A 15,644-nucleotide genomic window follows, 5' to 3' on the forward strand; every position below is an offset into this window, starting at 1 on the left:
GTGAAGCGAAGCAGTCCGCTGTCACCGCTGTTGCTGGGAGCCTTCGGGCTCCTGGCCCTGAACTTCCACCCGGTTGCCCTGGCAGCCGATGACATAGACCCCCAACTGCGCCAGATCGGGCCATCGCTGCTACGCGATGCGCCCGAAGCAGTGCCCGCACGCCCCGCCACCGGCATGGCCCCGGTCGCCAGTGGCGAGCGGCTGGGGCTGACCGACGCGGTGCTGCAGGCCGCTCAATGGCACCCCAGCATCGCCGAGGCCATCGGCAACCTCTATAAGCAGGGCGAAGGCATCAACGTCGCCCGCGCCGGGTATTACCCGCAGATTTCCGGCGGTATCCGCACCGGTTATGACACCGGTTATGGCGGCGACCGCAACAGCCAGGCGCTGAACCTGTCGCTCAAGCAGATGCTCTACGACTTCGGCAAGGTCGACAGCGCCGTCAGCGCGGCGCAGGCTGCTGCCGCCCGCGCCCAGGCCAATATCCTGCTGGTGGTCGACGACCTGGCCCGCGACACGGCTTATGCCTGGATCGAAACCCGCCGCTACGAGCAACTGATGACCATCGCCCGCGACCAGATTCGCGGGGTCGGTGACATTGCCGGCATGGCCCGCCAACGCAGCGACATGGGCGCCAGCACCCGTTCCGACGTGGTGCAGGCCGAGTCCCGTGTGGAAAGCGCCCGCGCCACGCTGGAGGAATACCAGTCGCAGTACGAGCGCTGGCGCTCGACCCTGGCGGCACTGATGGGGCGCATCACTCCACCGGCGCTGGCCGAGGATTCGCCAGCAGCGCTGAACCAGGCCTGCAAGCGGCCCTCGCAAGGCGATGACCGCCTGCCTGCCGTGCTCATGGCCCTGGCCCAGCGCGCCCAGGGCCAGGCCGAGCTGGCCCAGGCCAAGGCCGAGGCCTACCCGACACTGTCGTTGCAACCACAGGTCAACCACTACCTGGACAACGACTACAACCGCGACAACTCACGGATGGACCGCACCCAGGCAGGCATCTACCTGAACGTCGAGGTACCTATCTATCAAGGGGGTGCCATCAGCGCCCGCAGCCGCGCTGCCGGCCACGCCCTGACCGCCGCCGACTCCGCCGAAGACGCGGCCCGCCTGCAAGCCCGTCGTGGCCTGGCCGAGGCCATGGCACAAACCTCCGGGCTAGGCCGCCGGCTGACTTCGCTGGAAGCCCGCCAGGTCAGCATTCAGGAAGCACGCATGCTTTACGGGCGCCAGTACCTGGACCTGGGCACGCGGCCCCTGCTCGACCTGCTCAACGCCGAGCAGGAGATCTACCAGTCACGCTTCGAACTCGCCGGCACCCGCTCCGACCTGCTGCGCCTGGATGTCGACTGCCTGTACAACACCGGCGCCCTGCGCACGGCCTTTGGCCTTGAGGGGCGCAACCTGCAAGGGGTGGAGATCCAGCCATGACCGATTCGATCAATGTGACCCTGCCTGAACAGCCCACTGCCCCCGCGGCCGAAGCGCCTCATCGACCGGACCTTGGACCGTGGCTGGAAGTAATGCTGCAGGTGGCGCACCACTACCGCTTGGACGTGTCGCCCCAGCGTATTCGCCTGGCCGCCGTCGAGGACGCCCGCCCGCTGGATGAAATCCTTCGCCACATGGCGCGCCAGGCCGGCCTGGCCCTGCGCTTCGTGCGCTTCGACGCCAAGGGCTTGCGACAGTGGCGTACACCGCTGGTACTGGAACTGGATGATGGCCAGTTGGCGGTGGTCGAGTCGGTCACCGAAGAGGACGACCTGGCGGTGGTGTTTGCCGGTGACCAGGGCCTGACCTCTCGCCTGCCCCGCGACAGCCTCAAGGGCCGCATCAACCGCGTTGCGCTGCTGCGCCCGGCACGGCCGCTGCGCGATGTACGCACCGATGACTACACCGCACCCTACGACCGCCACTGGTTTGCCCGCATCGTGCTGCGCGACCTGCGCCCGTATGGGCAGGTGATGGTCGCCTCGCTGGTAGCCAACGTCTTGGCCCTCGCGGGGGTTTTGTTCTCGATGCAGGTGTACGACCGGGTGATCCCGGCCGAGTCGCTGCCCACCCTGTACGTGCTGTTCGGGGGGGTAGTGCTGGCGCTGGTGTTCGACTTCAGCATGCGCCTGCTGCGGCTGAAGGTGACCGACCTGCTGGGCAAACGCGCCGACCTGCGGGTGAGCGACCTGGTCTACGGGCATGCCTTGCGCCTGCGCAACTCGGTGCGCCCTAAGTCCACCGGGTCGTTCATCTCGCAACTGCGCGAGCTGGAATCGATCCGCGACCTGATCACTTCCAGCACCGCCACGGCGCTGGCCGACCTGCCGTTCTTCCTGTTGTTCCTGTTCGTGTTCTGGCTGATCGGCGGCGTGCTGGTGTTCATCCCGCTGGTCGCATTGCTGGCCATGGTGGTGCCTGGGGTACTGGCCCAACGGCGCCTGGCGCGGCTGGCCAATGCCTCCATGCGCGAGTCGGCGCTGCGCAACGCCATGCTGGTAGAAAGCATCCAGGGCCTGGACGAAATCAAGGCACTGCAGGCCGAAGCACGCTTCGAACGGCAGTGGAACCAGTACAACGCCGCCTGCGCCCATACCAACCTGCGCCTGCGCACCCTCACCAACGGCCTGGTGACCTGGACCCAGAACGTGCAAGGCGCGGTGTTTGCTGTGGTCATCGTGGTCGGCGCACCGATGGTCATCGCCGGCGACCTTACGACCGGTAGCCTGGTGGCGGCGTCGATGCTGTCGTCACGGATGATGGCGCCGCTGGCGCAACTGACCCATGTGCTGACCCGCTGGCAGCAGGCCAAGGTGGCCCTGCAAGGGCTGGACAAGCTGATGCAGTCACCGGTCGACCACCCCGAAGGCGAAGCCCGCGTACACCTGCCGGCGATTCGTGGCGAGTACCGCCTGCGCCAGGCCAACTTCCGCTACAGCGAGGAGTCCCCGCCAGTGCTGAACATCGGCCAGCTGGATATCCAGCCGGGCGAGCGCATTGCCGTGCTCGGGCGCAACGGCGCCGGCAAGTCGACCCTGCTGCAAGCGCTGGGAGGGGCCATGGACCTGGTGCAAGGCGAGGTCAGCCTGGACGGCATCGCCATGGGCCACCTCGACCCTGCCGACCTGCGCCGTGACGTGGGCCTGCTGCCGCAATACGCACGCTTGTTCCACGGCACCCTGCGGGAAAACCTCACCCTCGGTGCCGGCCAGGCCAGCGACCAGGAACTGGTGGCCGCACTGGCTGCCACGGGCGCGCTGGACTTCGTCCGCCGCCTGCCCAAGGGCATGGACCATCTGATCCTGGAAGGCGGCCTGGGCTTGTCGGGCGGCCAGCGCCAGGCCCTGGTGCTGTCGCGCCTGCTGGTGCGCCAGCCGCAAGTGTTGCTGCTGGACGAGCCGACTGCGTCGCTGGACGACATGACCGAGCGCAAGCTGCTGGATAACCTCGAACGCTTCTGCCAGGGCCGCACCCTGGTGATCGCCACCCACCGCCTGAGCGTGTTGCAACGGGTCGACCGCATCCTGGTGCTGGACGGCGGGCGCATCGTCATCGATGACACCCGCGATGCCGCGCTGGCCAAACTGCAGGGAGCCCAGGCATGAGCAACCATGAACTCCCGGCCTCCTACCTGGATGGGCAGGACGACCAGGCAGTGTTTCGCGCCGGCCGCATCATTACCCTTTGCGCCTTGATGCTGGCCGCGTTCCTGGCCTGGGCCGCCTGGTTCGAGGTGACCGAAGTGTCCACCGGCACCGGCAAGGTGATCCCCAGTTCGCGGGAGCAGGTGATCCAGTCGTTCGAGGGCGGCATCGTCGCGCAGATGAGCGTGGCCGAAGGCGACCTGGTCGAGCGCGGACAGGTGCTGGCCCAGCTCGACCCGACCAAGACCGCCTCCAGTGTCGGCGAGAGCGAAGCCAAGTACCGCGCTGCCAAGGCCAGCCAGGCCCGCTTGCAGGCAGAGGTCACTGGCAGGCCGCTGACTTTCCCGGACAGCCTGCGCGACTCGCCCGACCTGATCGACGCCGAAACCGCGCTGTACCAGACCCGCCGCCGCGGCCTGGAGCAGACCCTGGCGGGTATCCAGGACTCGCTGCAACTGGTGCGCAGCGAGCTGAAGATCACCGAGAACCTGGCAAAGATGGGCGCCTCCAGCCGGGTCGAAGTGATCCGCCTGAACCGCCAGCGTTCAGAGCTGGAGCTCAAGGCCAACGAAGCCCGCTCCGACTACCTGGTGCGTGCCCGGGAAGAACTGGCCAAAGCCAGCGCCGAGGCCGACAGCCTGTCAGAAGTGGTCCGCGGGCGCAGCGACTCGCTTACCCGCCTGACCTTGCGCTCACCGGTGCGTGGCATCGTCAAGGACATTGAGGTCAACACCCTGGGCGGCGTGGTGCAGCCCGGTGGCCAGGTCATGAAGATCGTGCCGATGGACGAACGCCTGCTGATCGAAACCCGCATCGCCCCGCGCGATATCGCGTTCATCCACCCCGACCAGGCGGCCAAGGTCAAGATCAGTGCCTATGACTATTCGGTGTATGGCGGACTGGATGGCAAGGTGGTGGGGATTTCGCCGGATACCCTGCAGGATGAGGTGAAACCGGAAATCTACTACTACAGGGTGTTCATCCGCACCGAGCAGGACAGCCTGCAGAACAAGGCCGGCAAGCACTTCGCGATCGTGCCGGGGATGATTGCCACGGTGGATATCCGCACCGGCGAGAAGACCATCCTCGATTACCTGATCAAGCCGCTGAACCGGGCCAAGGAGGCACTGCGCGAACGCTGATCCAGGCGTTTACACACATCACCTGTGGGAGCGGGCATGCCCGCGAACACCGGCGGAGCCGGTGCCATGTACCGCGTCGCACGCTTCGCGGGCATGCCCGCTCCCACAGGGTCCCAAGCATCCCCAGGTTCTGTGCAAAATGCCTAAAGCCCGACCAAAACGGGCCGATAACCGGTTATCCCCTGTTCCCCACCGAAGGTCACCATGGCCACGCAAAATGCCCGCGCGGACTCGTTGTCCCTGCTGCTGTTCACCCTGCGCAGCGGCAAGTTGATGGCAATCAACCTGCTCAAGGTCAGCGAAATCATCCCCTGCCCGCCGCTGACCAAGCTGCCGGAGTCGCACCCCAACGTGAAGGGTGTGGCGACCCTGCGTGGCCATTCGCTGTCGGTCATCGACCTGTCACGCGCCATCGGCGAGCGGCCCCTGGAAGACCCGCAAGGCGGCTGCCTGATCGTCACTGAAATCAGCCGCTCGCGCCAAGGCCTGCATGTGCAGGCGGTCAGCCGCATCGTGCATTGCCTGAGCACCGACATCAAACCGCCACCCTTTGCTTCGGGCAACCGCTCGTTCATCACCGGCGTGACCCGGGTCGACAACACCCTGGTGCAGGTGCTGGACATCGAAAAAGTCATCCACTCCATCGCCCCACCGCCGGCCGAACCCGCACACGGCACCTTGAGCGAAGAAGACGCCAGCCTGCTGGCCGCCGCCAACATCCTGGTGGTGGACGACAGCCTGGTGGCCCTGCAGCAGTCGGTGCACACCCTGCGCAACCTGGGCATCGAATGCCACACCGCGCGCAGCGCCAAAGATGCCATCAACGTGTTGCTGGAGCTGCAAGGCACCGCGCAGGAGATCAACATCATCGTCTCCGACATCGAAATGAGCGAGATGGATGGCTACGCCTTCACCCGCACCCTGCGCGAAACCCCTGATTTCCAGCACCTGTACGTGCTGCTGCACACCTCGCTGGACAGTGCCATGAGCAGCGAGAAGGCAACCCAGGCCGGGGCCAACGCCATCCTCACCAAGTTCTCCTCGCCAGAGCTGACCGATTGTCTGGTGGTGGCCGCGCGTACCGTGGTGTTTGCCGAGCACTGATATATTAAGCGACAAACTCCCCGGCTTGCCGCCGGGGGTGAGTCGGGCATAATTCGCGCCCCTCGCAAGCAAATTGCCGGAATCGCGTATGAAGTTTTTCAGCTCTATCCTGATCACCTGCGCCCTCCTCAGCGGTATCGCCCAGGCCTCCAGCAGCCAGGCCTGGAACGAGCAGCGCCAACAGATGCTCAAGGCCTGCCTGGCCGCCAGCCAGTTCAAGGATGCCCACGCCCGCGGCAAGCCCGCCGAGTTCGATGACCAGGTCGGCATGAGCGCCCTGCTGGTCGAAGGCGTCTACCCGCAGAAGCACATGCAGCAACGCACCGGCACCGAGCTGTGCCTGTACGACCGCCAGCACCAGCGTGCCTTCATCAGCGAGTGGAGCCCGGAAGCCAAGTGACCGACAACTTGCGATTCGGTTGTACCGGCTGCGGCAAGTGCTGCACCGGGCACCACGTGCCCCTGACGCTGGCTGAGGCACGCCGCTGGGCAGATGATGCCGGCCAGGTGATAGTGCTGATCGAAGCCTTCGTGGCCGATGGCCCCGGCATGCCGCCTGAGCAGCGCGAACATGTGCTGCGCCGCTCGTATCCGGTGGCCTGCGGCGACGGTGAGGCACGCGTGTCGGTGACCTTTGCCGCGTTCAACCCCGGGCGCTGCCGCAACCTGGACGACGACGACCTGTGCACCATCTATGAACAGCGCCCGCTGGTCTGTCGCATCTACCCGGTGGAAATCAACCCGCACATTCCGCTGCGCCCGGACAGCAAGGACTGCCCGCCGGAGGCCTGGCAGCAAGGGCCGGAACTGATTCACGGCACGCAACTGGTCGATGCGGAACTGCAAGCGCTGGTGCAAGCGTCACGGCAAGCCGACCGCGATGACATAGCTGCCAAGGTGGCGGTGTGCCAGGCGCTGGGCATGACCACCAGTGCGCTCAAGGGCAATGGCTTTACCGCCTACCTGCCAGACATGGGCGCGTTTGCCACGGCGCTGGCGCAGGAGCCCATACCTGACGCTGCACAGTGGACCTTGCATGTGCAGGATGAACCGCTGGTCGCGAGCTTGCAGGGGCTTGGTTTGCGCACTACCCACGAAACCCCGGTGTACTACGCCTTCATAGGCTTTTAGCCTGAGCGACTTCAGCAAGCATTCCACGGTAACCTGTGGGAGCGGGCGTGCCCACGAACACCGGCGCAGCCGGTGCCATCCACCGCGTCGTCTTCTTCGCGGGCACGGCCGCTCCCACAGTGGTCCCCTGTCGCATGCCACCCGGTGAAACTGACAGCGCTGTCAGCCAGCCGTCACGCTGCCGACCCGGTGCGGGGGCTATAAGATTGAGTACAGACAACCGTTTCCCTCCCACCTGGCCAAGGTGCCCGCACCGATGCGACGTCCGTCCCGCTCTGCCTTCCTCGCCGCACTGGCGCTCCTGGCCCTGGTGGTAGCAGGCACCTGGTTCAGCCAGCACCAACCCGCACCGGCCGCCCGCGCGCAAACCGCCGTACCGGTGCGCGTGGTCAGCGTCGCCCAGCAGGACGTGCCACGCTATGCCAGCGCCATCGGCTCGGTATTGTCGCTGCACAGCGTCGAGGTCCGGCCCCAGGTCGAGGGGATACTCACCCAAGTGCTGGTCAAGGAAGGCCAATGGGTCAAGGAAGGTGACCTGCTCGCTACCCTCGACGACCGCAGCATCCGCGCCAGCCTCGATCAGGCCCGCGCACAACTCGGCCAAAGCCAGGCACAGATCCAGGTGGCCGGCGTCGACCTCAAGCGTTACCGCCTGCTCAGCAGCGATGACGGCGTGTCCAAGCAAACCCTCGACCAGCAACAGGCGTTGGTCAACCAGCTGCAAGCCACGGTCAAGGGCAACCAGGCGGCCATCGCCAACGCCGAGGTGCAACTCTCCTACACACAGATACGCTCACCGGTAACCGGGCGCGTGGGCATCCGCAATATCGACCCGGGCAACCTGGTGCGCACCAGCGACACCCAGGGGCTGTTCAGCGTGACCCAGATCGACCCGATCGCTGTGGAGTTCTCGCTGCCGCAACAGATGCTGCCAACCCTGCAAGGCCTGCTCAAGGCGCAAACGCCGGCGCTGGTCGAGGCCTACATGGATGCCGATGGTGAGCGCAACCTGCTCGGCGCAGGCCACCTTGCCCTGATCGACAACCAGATTTCGGCCAACACCGGCACGGTGCGCGTCAAGGCCGAGTTCGACAACAAGGACGGCCTGCTATGGCCGGGGCAACTGGTCACCGTGCGCCTGCGCACGGCGATGGACCAAGACGCCCTGGTGGTGCCGCCCCCCGTGGTGCAACGCAGCATCGATGGCCACTTCGTCTACCGCGTCGACGGCGACAAAGTCACCAACGTGCCGGTCAAGGTACTGTATCAGGACAGCACGCTGAACATCGTCGCCGGGGTCAAGGCCGGCGACCAGCTGGTACTCGATGGCCAATCGCGCCTCAAACCCGGCTCCAGGGTCGAGATCACCCCTGACGCCCCGCCGCCTGCCGAGATGGCCGAGCGCAGGAGCCAGCCATGAACACCCGCAATGGCGTCTCGGCGTGGTGCATCGACCACCCTATCGCCACCCTGCTGCTGACCTTCGCCTTGGTCCTGCTCGGCGCCATCGCCTTCCCGCGCCTGCCGGTGGCACCCTTGCCAGAAGCGGACTTCCCGACCATTCAGGTCACCGCCCAGTTGCCCGGTGCCAGCCCGGAAACCATGGCCTCGTCGGTGGCCACGCCGCTGGAGGTGCAGTTCAGCGCCATCCCCGGCATGACCCAGATGACCAGCAGCAGCGCGCTGGGCTCGACCACGCTGATCCTGCAGTTCACCCTGGACAAGAACATCGACACCGCCGCCCAGGAAGTGCAGGCAGCGATCAACACGGCCACCGCCCGCCTGCCCCAGGACCTGCCCAGCCCGCCCACCTGGCGCAAGGTCAACCCGGCCGACAGCCCGGTGGTAATCCTCACCGTCAGCTCCGCACAGATGCCCGGCAACGAGCTCAGCGACTACGCCGAAACCCTCTTGGCGCGCCAGCTCAGCCAGATCGACGGGGTCGGCCTGATCAACATCACCGGCCAGCTGCGCCCGGCCATACGGGTGCAGGCACAACCCGAGAAACTCGCGGCCATCGGCCTGACCCTGGCCGACGTGCGCCTGGCTATCCAGCAGACCAGCCTGAACCTGGCCAAAGGCGCGCTGTACGGCGAGCACAGCGTGTCGACCATCGCCGCCAACGACCAGCTGTTCCACCCCGAAGACTATGCGCAGCTGATCGTCAGCTACCGCAATGGCGCCCCGGTGCACCTGAAGGACGTGGCCAAGGTAATCAATGGTGCCGAGAACGCCTATGTAAGTGCCTGGTCAGGCAACCAACCGGGGCTGAATCTGGTGATCTTCCGCCAGCCTGGCGCCAATATCGTCGACACCGTGGACCGGGTGCTCGACGCCTTGCCGCGCTTGCAAGAGATGCTGCCGGCCTCGGTTGAAGTGTCGGTGCTGCAGGACCGCACCCAGACCATCCGCAGTTCGCTGCACGAGGTCGAGCTGACCCTGATGATCGCCGTGGCGCTGGTGATTGGGGTGATGGCGCTGTTCCTGCGTCAGTGGTCGGCCACCTTCATCGTCTCCAGCGTGCTCGGCGTCTCGCTGATCGCCACGTGCGCGCTGATGTACGTGTTCGGCTTCAGCCTCAACAACCTGACCTTGGTGGCCATCGTCATTGCCGTCGGCTTCGTGGTCGATGATGCCATCGTTGTGGTGGAGAACATTCATCGCCATCTGGAAGCCGGCGACGATAGCCGCACCGCTGCGCTCAAAGGCGCCGGCGAGATCGGCTTTACCGTGGTGTCGATCAGTTTCTCGCTGATCGCCGCGTTCATTCCGCTGCTGTTCATGGGCGGTGTGGTGGGCCGGCTGTTCAAGGAGTTCGCCCTGACCGCCACGGCCACCATTTTGATCTCGGTGGTGGTATCGCTGACCCTGGCCCCCACCCTTTCGGCGCTGTTCATGCGCCGCCCACCCGGCGACCACCAGGGCGGTTTCGGCCAGCGCCTGCTGGGTTGGTACGAAAAAGGCCTGGACCGCGCGCTGGCCCACCGGCGGATCACCCTGGGGGTGTTCGGCATTACCCTGGCGCTGGCCGTGGCCGGCTACGTGGGCATCCCCAAAGGCTTCTTCCCACTGCAGGACACCGGCTTCATTCTCGGTACCACCGAGGCAGCTGCGGACGTGTCCTACCCGTCGATGATCGACAAGCACCTGGCGCTGGCGAAAATCATCGGTGACGACCCGGCAGTGCGCGCCTATTCGCACTCGGTGGGGGTGACTGGCAGCAACCAGACCATCGCCAACGGCCGTTTCTGGATCTCGCTCAAGCCCCGCGGCGAGCGCGATGTCTCGGCCAGCGAATGGATCGACCGGATTCGCCCGAAACTCGCCCAGGTGCCGGGCATCGTCCTGTACATGCGCGCCGGCCAGGACATCAACCTCAGCTCCGGCCCGTCACGCACCCAGTACCAATACGTGCTCAAGAGCAACGACGGCGTCGCGCTCAACCTGTGGACCCAGCGCCTTACCGACCGCCTGCGGGAAAACCCGGCGCTGCGTGACCTGTCCAACGACCTGCAACTGGGCGCCAGCGTCACCCGCATCGATATCGACCGCCAGGCCGCGGCGCGTTTCGGCCTGACCACCACCGACGTCGACCAGGCCCTGTACGATGCCTTCGGCCAGCGCCAGATCAGCGAATTTCAGACCGAGACCAACCAGTACAAGGTCATCCTCGAACTGGACGCGCAACAGCGCGGCAAGGCTGAAAGCCTCAACTTCTTCTACTTGCGCTCACCGCTGACCAACGAGATGGTGCCGCTGTCGGCCCTGGCGCATGTCGCCGCGCCAAGCACCGGGCCGCTGTCGATCAGCCACGACGGCCTGTTCCCGGCCGCCAACCTGTCGTTCAACCTGGCGCCCGGCGTGGCCTTGGGCGATGCGGTGCAGATCCTGGAGCGTGCGCAGCGCGAGCTGGGCATGCCCGACTCGATCACCGGCAACTTCCAGGGCGCCGCCCAGGCGTTCCAGAGCTCGCTGTCGAGCCAGCCCTACCTGATCCTCGCCGCGCTGGTGGCGGTTTACATCATCCTCGGTGTGCTCTACGAGAGCTTCGTTCACCCGCTGACCATCATCTCCACCCTGCCCTCCGCAGGCCTGGGCGCGATCATCCTGCTGTGGGCCAGCGGCCAAGACTTCAGCATCATGGGGCTGATCGGCGTGGTACTGCTGATCGGCATCGTCAAGAAGAACGGCATCCTGCTCATCGACTTTGCCCTCGAAGCCCAGCGCCACCACGGCATGACACCCGAACAGGCGATACGCCAGGCATGCCTGGTGCGCTTCCGTCCGATCATCATGACTACCCTGGCCGCGCTACTGGGCGCGGTGCCGCTGATGTTCGGCTTTGGCACCGGCGCCGAGCTGCGCCAGCCACTGGGCATCGCCGTGGTGGGTGGCCTGCTGGTGAGCCAGGCCCTGACGCTGTTTACCACCCCGGTCATATACTTGGCCCTGGAGCGCCTGTTCCATCGCCGCCAGGCTGCCCGCGCGGCAGCGCCAAGTGCCAGTTAGGACAAGACCATGCGTGTGCTGATCATCGAAGACGAAGAAAAAACCGCCGACTACCTGCATCGCGGCCTGAGCGAACAGGGCTTTACCGTTGACCTGGCACGGGACGGTATCGATGGCCTGCACCTGGCCCTGGAGGGCGACTACGCGGTGATCGTGCTGGATGTGATGCTGCCTGGCCTGGACGGCTATGGCGTGCTGCGCGCCTTGCGCGCACGCAAGCAGACGCCGGTGATCATGCTGACCGCCCGTGAACGGGTCGAAGACCGCATTCATGGCTTGCGTGAGGGCGCCGACGACTATCTGGGCAAGCCGTTCTCGTTCCTTGAACTGGTCGCCCGCCTGCAGGCCCTGACCCGGCGCAGCAGCAGCCATGAACCGTTGCAGGTGCAGGTGGCAGACCTGTGGATCGACTTGATGGCCCGCAAGGCCACACGCGCCGGGCAGCGCCTGGACCTGACGGCCAAAGAGTTCTCGCTGCTCAGCGTGCTGGCCCGGCGGCAGGGTGAAATCCTGTCGAAAACGGCGATTGCCGAACTGGTCTGGGACATCAACTTCGACAGCGACGCCAACGTCGTGGAAGTGGCAATCAAACGCCTGCGCGCCAAGCTCGACGGGCCCTTCGACAACAAGCTGCTGCACACCATCCGAGGCATGGGCTATGTCCTGGAAAACCGCGCGGGGTAATTCCATCGCCCTGCGCCTGTCGGCGCTGTTCATCCTGGTGGCGCTGGGCGTGTTCCTGCTGATCGGCTCGGCGCTGTACCGCCAGGTCGACCGCAGCCTGGACCTGCTGCCGCAGGCGGAACTGGATGCGCGCTTCAGCGTGCTCGAATCTACCCTCAACCGCTTCGGCACACAGGAACACTGGGCCAAGATCAACAACAAGCTCAACCTGCTCAGCGAAGAAGACAAGCGCATCCGCTTCTGGGTAGTCAGCAGCAACCCGGCCTACGAATACGGCCACCCCAGCGAGCTGGTCCGTGCCTTTGCCGAAGGCCCGCAGGGTATGCGCGACCTGCGCCTGCCCGACCGGCCCTACCCTTACAAGGTGCTGGTCAGCGAGCTACCGGGCCTGGGCGAGCGGCCACCGCTGCGCTTTTTGATTGGCATCGACACCGAAACGTTCTGGCAGGCCCAGCACAGCCTGCTGCTGGCGATTGTCGGGCTGGCGGTGCTTGGCGTGCTGCTGGCTTCAATGCTGGGGTACTGGGTCGCGCGCATTGGCCTGCGCCCGCTGCTGGCGTTGTCCAACGAGGCCCAGGCCCTGGCCCCGCCACGCCTGGATGGGCGTTTGCAAACCCACGCCCTGGCCCCGGAACTGGCACAGTTCGCCGGCGCCTTCAACGCCGCCCTCGACCGGGTCAGCCAGGCCTACTCACGGCTGGAAGCCTTCAACGCCGACGTCGCCCACGAACTGCGCTCGCCGCTGACCAACCTGATCGGCCAGACCCAGGTAGCGCTTACCCGTGGCCGCAGTGCCGAGCATTACTTCGAAGTGCTGCAATCAAACCTGGAAGAGCTGGAGCGCCTGCGCAGCATCATCAACGACATGCTGTTTCTGGCCAGCGCCGACCAAGGCAGCAAGGCCACCGCCCTCACCCAGGCCTCGCTGGCCGAAGAAGTGGCAACCACCCTCGACTACCTGGACTACATCCTCGAAGACGCCCAGGTCAGCGTGAGCGTGATCGGCGACGCCCAGGCGCCCATCGAAAAGGCCCAGTTACGCCGGGCGCTGATCAACCTGCTGAACAACGCCGTGCAGCACACCGCGCCGCACCAGGTGATCCAGGTGCAGATCGATGCCGGGCCCGAGCAGGTCAGCATTGCCGTGAGCAACCCGGGGCCGGCGATTGACGATGAACACCTGCCGTTGCTGTTCGAACGCTTCTACCGCGTGGATGCGGCGCGCAGCAACAGCGGTGGGGGCAACCATGGGCTGGGGTTGGCGATCGTCAAGGCGATTGCGCTGATGCATGGGGGGGAAGTGTTTGTGCGCAGTGGGGCCGGGCTCAATACCTTTGGTATCCAGTTGCCGACCTTGAGGCCTGCGCGCTCTGTGTAGGAGCGGCCTTGTGCCGCGAAAGGGTCGCGAAGCGGCCCCAGACGTTTTGGCAGGGCCAAGATTGCCGGGGCTGCTGCGCAGCCCATTCGCGGCGCAAGGCCGCTCCTACAAGGACCGCGCAGGCTCTCTAGCGCGGGAGTTTGCGGCCAAAGTCCTATTGCTTTTTCTTGGATCGTTACCTTTTGCGCAACAGTGCTTATCGCACTTCGCTCTGTTTCAAGTGCACTGAAAGGACTAACTTTACCCCCGTCCTCATTAGCACTTGCACCGCAAGAAGGTAGTTTCAAATGTCCAACAGTATGGGTATTGCCAGCGTCTTCGTTCTGTCTTCCCTGTTGTTGTCGCCCCTGGCCATGGCCGAAGAATCCAGCGCTTTCGTCACCCGTAATGCAGAGCTCGCCGCCGTCCATCAAGAGGCCCGCGACGCTGTAGCAGCAAACAAGGCAGAAGCCGCCAAATCCCCAGAACAGACCGCTTCCAAAGTTTCTGTCGATGCCAATGCCGACAGCTGATCAAGCGCTGTTGCTGCTCCCGATTTCCCTTGGCTACACCATGGGCACCACCGGTGCCGATATGTTAGCCTTTTAAAGCCGCTGCCGATCAGCGGCTTTTTTTATGTGCTTTAAACCTCAGCCCGGCTGTAACATCTACCTAAAAAAAAAGACGCACATTCAAAAATAAAAACTGCCCCACCGTCAGACCAAAGGAGCTAGTACCGGTGCCTTCCGCGTTTCGCTTTACCCCGCTGTTCATTGCGTTGACTGCAACGATCCCTGTCGCCGCCCAGGCAGATGAAGACAAGGCTGATGGCTTCATTGAAGGGTCGTCCTTCAACCTGCACTTTCGTAATGCCTACTTCAACCGCGACAACCACAACGCTGGCGTGCGTGACACCCGCGAGTGGGGCCAGGGCGCGGTTGCGCGCTTCGAGTCGGGCTACACCCCAGGCGTAATCGGCTTCGGCCTGGATGCCCACGCCATGCTGGGCCTCAAGTTGGACGGCGGTGGCGGCCATGCCGGCACCAGCATCCTGCCCGAGCACATCAAGGACGACGGTGAGCTGGGCGCTGCCCCGCATTCGTTCTCCACTGCCGGTGCTGCGGTCAAGCTCAAGGCATTCGACACCGAGCTGAAAGCCGGTGACCTGTTCCTCACCAACCCGGTGATCGCGGGCGGCGAAACCCGCATGCTGCCGCAGACATTCCGTGGTGTGAGCCTGACCAACACCAGCATCGACGGCCTGCTGCTCGAAGGCGGCCAGGTGAGCTTTACCCACCCGTACAACCAGAGCGGCCACCGCCGCATCGACACCTACTACGGTTCGCTGGACGAGCACGACAAGAGCAAGCACCTGAACTGGGCCGGCGCGTCATGGAGCGGTACCGAGAACATCACCAGCAACCTTTACGCCGCCGAGCTGAAGGACATCTGGAACCAGTACTACGCGGACTTCGACTACACCTACGTGGTCAACGACTTGGTCAGCCTGAACCCGGGCGTGCACTTCTACCACACGCAGGACACCGGCCAGGCCCTGCTGGGCAAGATCGACAACAACACCTACAGCGTGCACTTCACCGTCAATGCGGGCTTCCACAGCGTCACCGCCGCCTACCAACGGGTCAATGGCAACACGCCATTCGACTACATCAACCTGGGCGACAGCGTGTATCTGGACAACTCGCGCATGTACTCGGACTTCAACGCGCCAAACGAGCGCTCGTGGAAGCTGCAGTACGACTATGATTTCGCCGGTGTCGGCGTGCCTGGCCTGACCACCTCGCTGTCGTACTCGCGCGGCGAGGCCGACCTGACCAAAGCCACCCAGGACACCAGCCACTACGACTACTACCGTGAAGATGGCAAGAACGCCATGCACTGGGAACGTGACCTGGACGTAAAGTACGTGTTCCAGGAGGGTGACCTGAAGGACCTGTCGGTACTGGTGCGCTATGCCACTCACCGTGGCAGCCAGGGGTATGCGTCGATCGACAGCAACAGCGACAACGATGAAGTGCGGGTGATCGTCGACTACCCACTGAACGTGTTCTGATC

At 64.9% G+C, this 15,644-nt stretch carries 12 protein-coding genes; all 12 read left to right on the forward strand.

Going from position 1 to position 15,644, the window contains the following annotated elements; all coding sequences use genetic code 11:
* Positions 1 to 1,437: a TolC family outer membrane protein gene (locus tag AC07XM_RS20590; RefSeq protein ID WP_016484935.1), complete on the forward strand. Its 1,437-nt coding sequence runs from the start codon at positions 1 to 3 to the stop codon at positions 1,435 to 1,437.
* The gene (locus AC07XM_RS20595) at positions 1,434 to 3,602 is read left to right on the forward strand and encodes a type I secretion system permease/ATPase (RefSeq protein ID WP_016484934.1); all 2,169 of its coding nucleotides are present in this window, start codon (positions 1,434 to 1,436) and stop codon (positions 3,600 to 3,602) included. Before AC07XM_RS20590 ends, AC07XM_RS20595 begins: the two co-directional genes overlap by 4 nt.
* Entirely contained in the window at positions 3,599 to 4,783 is a 1,185-nt protein-coding gene (locus AC07XM_RS20600; protein ID WP_016484933.1) for an HlyD family type I secretion periplasmic adaptor subunit, read from the forward strand. The genes AC07XM_RS20595 and AC07XM_RS20600 overlap by 4 nt, the downstream gene beginning before the upstream one ends.
* A 204-nt stretch (positions 4,784 to 4,987) precedes the next feature.
* Positions 4,988 to 5,887, forward strand: coding sequence for a chemotaxis protein (locus AC07XM_RS20605; protein WP_016484932.1), 900 nt, complete (start codon positions 4,988 to 4,990; stop codon positions 5,885 to 5,887).
* Positions 5,888 to 5,975: 88 nt separating this feature from the next.
* Positions 5,976 to 6,287 carry a hypothetical protein gene (locus AC07XM_RS20610; RefSeq protein ID WP_016484931.1) on the forward strand — a complete coding sequence of 104 codons (312 nt, stop codon included), beginning with the start codon at positions 5,976 to 5,978 and terminating at the stop codon, positions 6,285 to 6,287.
* On the forward strand, positions 6,284 to 7,018 hold the full coding sequence (locus tag AC07XM_RS20615) for a YkgJ family cysteine cluster protein (protein WP_095115839.1): 735 nt from the start codon (positions 6,284 to 6,286) through the stop codon (positions 7,016 to 7,018). The genes AC07XM_RS20610 and AC07XM_RS20615 overlap by 4 nt, the downstream gene beginning before the upstream one ends.
* Positions 7,019 to 7,274: 256 nt before the next feature.
* On the forward strand, positions 7,275 to 8,438 hold the full coding sequence (locus AC07XM_RS20620) for an efflux RND transporter periplasmic adaptor subunit (protein WP_016484929.1): 1,164 nt from the start codon (positions 7,275 to 7,277) through the stop codon (positions 8,436 to 8,438).
* Positions 8,435 to 11,527: a multidrug efflux RND transporter permease subunit gene (locus AC07XM_RS20625; protein ID WP_060517664.1), complete on the forward strand. Its 3,093-nt coding sequence runs from the start codon at positions 8,435 to 8,437 to the stop codon at positions 11,525 to 11,527. Before AC07XM_RS20620 ends, AC07XM_RS20625 begins: the two co-directional genes overlap by 4 nt.
* A gap of 9 nt (positions 11,528 to 11,536) precedes the next feature.
* Positions 11,537 to 12,211 (forward strand): heavy metal response regulator transcription factor, encoded by a 675-nt coding sequence (locus AC07XM_RS20630; RefSeq protein WP_012270545.1) that lies wholly within the window; start codon positions 11,537 to 11,539, stop codon positions 12,209 to 12,211.
* A complete protein-coding gene (locus tag AC07XM_RS20635; protein WP_016484927.1) occupies positions 12,186 to 13,589 on the forward strand; it encodes a heavy metal sensor histidine kinase in 1,404 nt (467 codons plus the stop codon). The genes AC07XM_RS20630 and AC07XM_RS20635 overlap by 26 nt, the downstream gene beginning before the upstream one ends.
* A gap of 287 nt (positions 13,590 to 13,876) precedes the next feature.
* Positions 13,877 to 14,101 carry a hypothetical protein gene (locus AC07XM_RS20640; RefSeq protein WP_023047986.1) on the forward strand — a complete coding sequence of 75 codons (225 nt, stop codon included), beginning with the start codon at positions 13,877 to 13,879 and terminating at the stop codon, positions 14,099 to 14,101.
* A 206-nt stretch (positions 14,102 to 14,307) separates the two neighbouring features.
* Entirely contained in the window at positions 14,308 to 15,642 is a 1,335-nt protein-coding gene (locus AC07XM_RS20645) for an OprD family porin (RefSeq protein ID WP_016484925.1), read from the forward strand.
* Positions 15,643 to 15,644 lie beyond the last annotated feature (2 nt).

The organism is Pseudomonas sp. GW460-LB5 (assembly GCF_059423245.1).

What these genes read in the sequence shown, in the direction of transcription:
- AC07XM_RS20625 (WP_060517664.1), top strand. Translation starts at nt 8,435, where the DNA reads ATGAACACCCGCAATGGCGTCTCGGCGTGGTGCATCGACCACCCTATC.
- AC07XM_RS20595 (WP_016484934.1), top strand. Translation starts at nt 1,434, where the DNA reads ATGACCGATTCGATCAATGTGACCCTGCCTGAACAGCCCACTGCCCCC.
- AC07XM_RS20630 (WP_012270545.1), top strand. Translation starts at nt 11,537, where the DNA reads ATGCGTGTGCTGATCATCGAAGACGAAGAAAAAACCGCCGACTACCTG.
- AC07XM_RS20610 (WP_016484931.1), top strand. Translation starts at nt 5,976, where the DNA reads ATGAAGTTTTTCAGCTCTATCCTGATCACCTGCGCCCTCCTCAGCGGT.
- AC07XM_RS20640 (WP_023047986.1), top strand. Translation starts at nt 13,877, where the DNA reads ATGTCCAACAGTATGGGTATTGCCAGCGTCTTCGTTCTGTCTTCCCTG.
- AC07XM_RS20600 (WP_016484933.1), top strand. Translation starts at nt 3,599, where the DNA reads ATGAGCAACCATGAACTCCCGGCCTCCTACCTGGATGGGCAGGACGAC.
- AC07XM_RS20605 (WP_016484932.1), top strand. Translation starts at nt 4,988, where the DNA reads ATGGCCACGCAAAATGCCCGCGCGGACTCGTTGTCCCTGCTGCTGTTC.
- AC07XM_RS20635 (WP_016484927.1), top strand. Translation starts at nt 12,186, where the DNA reads ATGTCCTGGAAAACCGCGCGGGGTAATTCCATCGCCCTGCGCCTGTCG.
- AC07XM_RS20620 (WP_016484929.1), top strand. Translation starts at nt 7,275, where the DNA reads ATGCGACGTCCGTCCCGCTCTGCCTTCCTCGCCGCACTGGCGCTCCTG.